This window comes from Pseudomonas sp. K5002, from assembly GCF_013386655.1.
GTDB lineage: Bacteria > Pseudomonadota > Gammaproteobacteria > Pseudomonadales > Pseudomonadaceae > Aquipseudomonas.
The window spans coordinates 1-3866 of record NZ_JACARK010000815.1 but is presented as its reverse complement, the minus strand read 5'-3'; the positions used below and the strand labels follow the sequence as shown (position 1 = coordinate 3866).

At 64.5% G+C, this 3866-nt stretch carries 4 protein-coding genes; all 4 read right to left on the bottom strand.

Going from position 1 to position 3866, the window contains the following annotated elements:
- Positions 1–529 (bottom strand): LLM class flavin-dependent oxidoreductase (locus HX846_RS29110; protein WP_178966661.1); only part of this gene is annotated, 529 nt, incomplete at its 3' end.
- Complete coding sequence (locus HX846_RS29105; RefSeq protein WP_178966659.1) at positions 526–1443, bottom strand: 5'/3'-nucleotidase SurE; 918 nt, start codon at positions 1441–1443, stop codon at positions 526–528. The genes HX846_RS29105 and HX846_RS29110, both read right to left, overlap by 4 nt.
- Positions 1440–2777 carry an LLM class flavin-dependent oxidoreductase gene (locus HX846_RS29100; protein ID WP_008430347.1) on the bottom strand — a complete coding sequence of 446 codons (1338 nt, stop codon included), beginning with the start codon at positions 2775–2777 and terminating at the stop codon, positions 1440–1442. Before HX846_RS29100 ends, HX846_RS29105 begins: the two co-directional genes overlap by 4 nt.
- Before the next feature lie 58 nt (positions 2778–2835).
- A partial coding sequence (locus tag HX846_RS29095) for a TonB-dependent receptor domain-containing protein (RefSeq protein WP_178966657.1) occupies positions 2836–3866 on the bottom strand: 1031 nt, incomplete at its 5' end.

Genomic DNA, 3866 nt, shown 5'->3' with positions numbered 1-3866 from the left:
CGGCCACCCGTTCCACCCGTGAGGTGGCTTCCCAGATTCGCTGCCCAAGGCCGGCTGCCCGTGGCAACAGGCGCGAGCCGCTGTCGGTCAGGGGGGCGTTGCCCAGGGCATGGATCAACTGTTGCAGGTGCTGCTCATAATCGCGGTGGCGCGCCTCAGGCTCACGACCGAATGCGGTGAACGTGTCGGGATCAAAACCCGCACCCAGGCCCAGCTCCAGCCGGCCATTGCTCAACAGGTCCAGCACCGAGGCGTCTTCCGCCAGGCGCAGCGGCGCTTCCTGGGGCAACACGATAATCCCGGTGCCCAGGCTGATCCGCCGGGTGCGCTGGGCGATGGCGGCAAGCAATACCAGGGGCGAGGGCAGGCGGCCGTTTTCGCTGGCGAAGTGGTGCTGCGCCACCCAGCCACTGTCAAAGCCCAGCTCTTCGGCGACCTTGAACAACTCCACGGTGTCGCGGTAGACCTTGGGCTCGAAGCCGGGGCTGTAGACCCGGCTGAGAAACCCCAGGGAAAAACGCGAACTCATGGCTGCACCTCGCGGGCCAGTTGTCTTTGCAGCGCGGGGCCGGCGTTGATCGACTCCGGCAGGCCGCTGAACGGGCTGATGGTCAGGTAACCCTTGTTGAGCCATACCGCCTCATCCTGCTTCTGCTGCTCGGCGGTGGCGGCGGGGCTGTACTGGAAGCCGATGCCGGGTTTGCCCGGCAGTTTGAATTGCTTGAGGTCGTCGGTGTACACCGCTTCAAAGCCCACGTAGCTGCCGATGCGGGTGAGTTTCACGCCCTTGATCTCTGAGTCTTTTGGCAGGTTGATATTCAGGCCCAGGCCCTTGGGCAAGAGCGCGCCGTCGGGCTGGCGATGCTGGTCCAGGGCATTGACCAGCTTCGCCACCAGTTGCGCCGCGCGTTGTGGGTCTGCCTCCTTCAAATCGGTGCTGACCGCCAGCGCCGGAATGCCCGCCTGCACCGCGACACTGGCGACGTTGAACGTGCCGGAAGCGCTGTTGATCGCCCCCAGGTTATTCCCGGGGTTGGGGCCGACGATCACCAGGTCGGGGTGGGGCATGACTTTTTTCAGGCCCATCAGCAAGGCCATCACCGGCGTACCGCTGATCTCGATCTGCACGTCTTTGCCGGCGCATTCGGGGCTTTGGCACACGCCGTTTTCAGTGGTGCTGATGTAGTAACTGTCGGGGTAGGCCGGGTCGTCGTCATGGCCAACGGTGACTTCGCGACCAAAGAAAAACGCACCGCCCCGTGCGCTCTGGTCGGCCTGCGGTGCGGCAATCCGCACCGTATGCCCCTGGGCCTTGAGCTCGGTGTACAGGGCGCGAATATTGGGGTGCTGATAACCGTCGTCGTTGCTCAGCAAAATGTTCAGGGCAAAGGCCTTCGAGACGAACAGGCTGCCGACTGCCAGCATCCATGCGCTGCGCTTCATGGTGTGACTCCCTGGGTAAAGCGATTGGCCGGGCGCGGCAGGCCGAGGTTTTCCCGCAGGGTGGTGCCTTCGTATTCGGTGCGGAACAGCCCGCGTTGCTGCAGCAGTGGAATCACCTGCTCGACGAACAGGTCGATGCCGCCCGGGAAGTACGGGAAGAACACGTTAAACCCGTCACAGGCACGGGCTTCGAACCACTGCTCGAAGAAGTCGGCAATGTCTTCGGCGGTGCCGATTACCGGGTTGCCGGCGGTCAGGTGCAGGTACAGCTGGCGGATGCTCAGGTTCTGGCTGCGGGCCAGTTCCAGCAGTTTGTCGCGACGGCTGCCGCGCTGGCCTACCGGGGTTTCCGGCAGCGGGCCGTCGAGGTCGTAGCCCGACAGGTCGATGTCATCGCCCAGGGTGTCGGCCAGGAAGCGCAGGCCCAGCACCGGGTCCACCAGGGCCTGGAACTCTTCGAACAGCGCCTGGGCCTGTTCGCGGGTTTCGCCGATAAACGGGGTGACACCGGGCAGGATCTTGATGTGGTCGGGGTCACGGCCAAAGGCGGCGGCGCGTTGCTTGATGTCTTGATAGAAAGCCTGGGCGCCGGCCAGGTCATGGTTGACCGCAAAAATCAGCTCGGCAACGCGGGCGGCGAGGGCCTTGCCGGGTTCCGACGCACCGGCCTGCACCAGCACCGGATGGCCCTGTGGAGGGCGGGCGACGTTGAGTGGGCCACGTACGGAAAAATGTTCGCCGCGATGATTCAGGGTGTGCAGTTTGGCCGGGTCGAAATACTCCCCGCTGGCCTTGTCGCGGGTGAAGGCGTCGTCGTCCCAGCTGTCCCACAGGCCCTTGACCACGTCGTGGAATTCTTCGGCGCGCTGGTAGCGGTCGCCATGGTCGATATGGGTTTCGCGGCCGAAGTTCCAGGCCTCATCCGAGACCACCGAGGTCACCAGGTTCCAGGCGGCGCGCCCCTTGGACAGATGATCGAGGGAGGCGAACTTGCGGGCGATATGGTACGGCTCGTTGTAGCTGGTGGTGGCGGTGGCGATCAGGCCGATGTTGCTGGTGACGGCTGCCAAAGCGGCCATCAGGGTCAAGGGTTCGAAGTGTTCGGCGCGGGCAGTGCGGCTGAGGGCGTCATGATGATGGCCCCACAGGGCGACCACGTCGGCGACGAACAAGGCGTCGAATTTGCCGCGCTCGGCGGTTTGCGCGATGTGTTTGAAGTGCTCGAAATCCAGGCTGGCATCCGCCTGGGCCAGGGGATGGCGCCAGGCCGATACATGGTGGCCGCTGTTGGCCAGGAAGGCCCCCAGCTTGAGTTGATCGGTACGTCGGGTCATGGACAGGCTCCCGCAAAAGGTCAGGCGCAGGGCCGGCGAACCGGCCCCGCGGGCTGGGTCAGAAGGCGTACGTCACGCCGGTGTACCAATAGCCACCGGTGGTGCCGTAAGGCGAAAAGGTACCGTACGGGAAGCCGCCGGAACTGCTTACCAGGTCGGTGCGTTTCGGGTACTTGTTGAACAGGTTGTTGGCCCCCGCATTCAGGGTCACGGCCTTGGTCAGGTGGTAGTCGATGTTCAGGTCGGTGATCCAGGTCGGCGCGAAGTTGCGGTCGTAGATCTCGGCGGTGCCGTACTCGGTGTAGGAGCCGTAGCGGGTCAGGTTGAGGCTGGTTTCAACCTTGTCGTAGGTCCAGGTGGTGCCCAGCAGCAGCTTGGATTGCGGCAAGCCGTACTTGAGGTTGCCCTGGCGCTGGCGGTCATAGCCACCGTCCGGGCCGAGGGCCTGGGCGGCCACGGTCGAGGCGTGGATCGAGTCGATCTGGGTGGTGTTCCAGTTGAAGCCGGCGCTGTATTTCAGGCTGCCATAGGCACCTATGTCCTGGCGGTAGTCGCCCACCAGGTCGACGCCGCGGGTGGTGGTGTCGAGGGCGTTGGTGAAGTAGGTCACCGCCTGGTTCGGGTTGAGCCCGGCGGCGGCGAGGATCGCGCTGATTTGCGGCGTGCCGCCCAGGTAACCGGTCTGGGCGATGCGGTCCTTGATCACGATCTGGTAGGCATCCAGGGTGATGTTGGTGTTGTCAGTGGGTTGCAGGGTCAGCCCGATGCTGTAGTTGGTCGACTTTTCAGGCTTGAGGGTGGTCGCGCCCAGGGCCTTGGCCACATCGGAGTTCACCGCCACGTTGCGGTAGTCGAACAGTTGCCCGTTGACGCTGGTTTGCGAGGTGGAGCTGTAGATCTGCTGGGCCAGGGACGGTGCGCGGAACCCGGTGCTGACGGTGCCGCGCAAGGCCAGGATCGGGGTCAGCTGGTAGCGGGTGGAGAACTTGCCGTTGGTGGTGGTGCCCGAGCCGTCGTTGTAGTGCTCGTAGCGCCCGGCCAGGTCCACGTGCCATTTGTCGGTGAGGTCCTGGCCGATCTCGCCGTAGC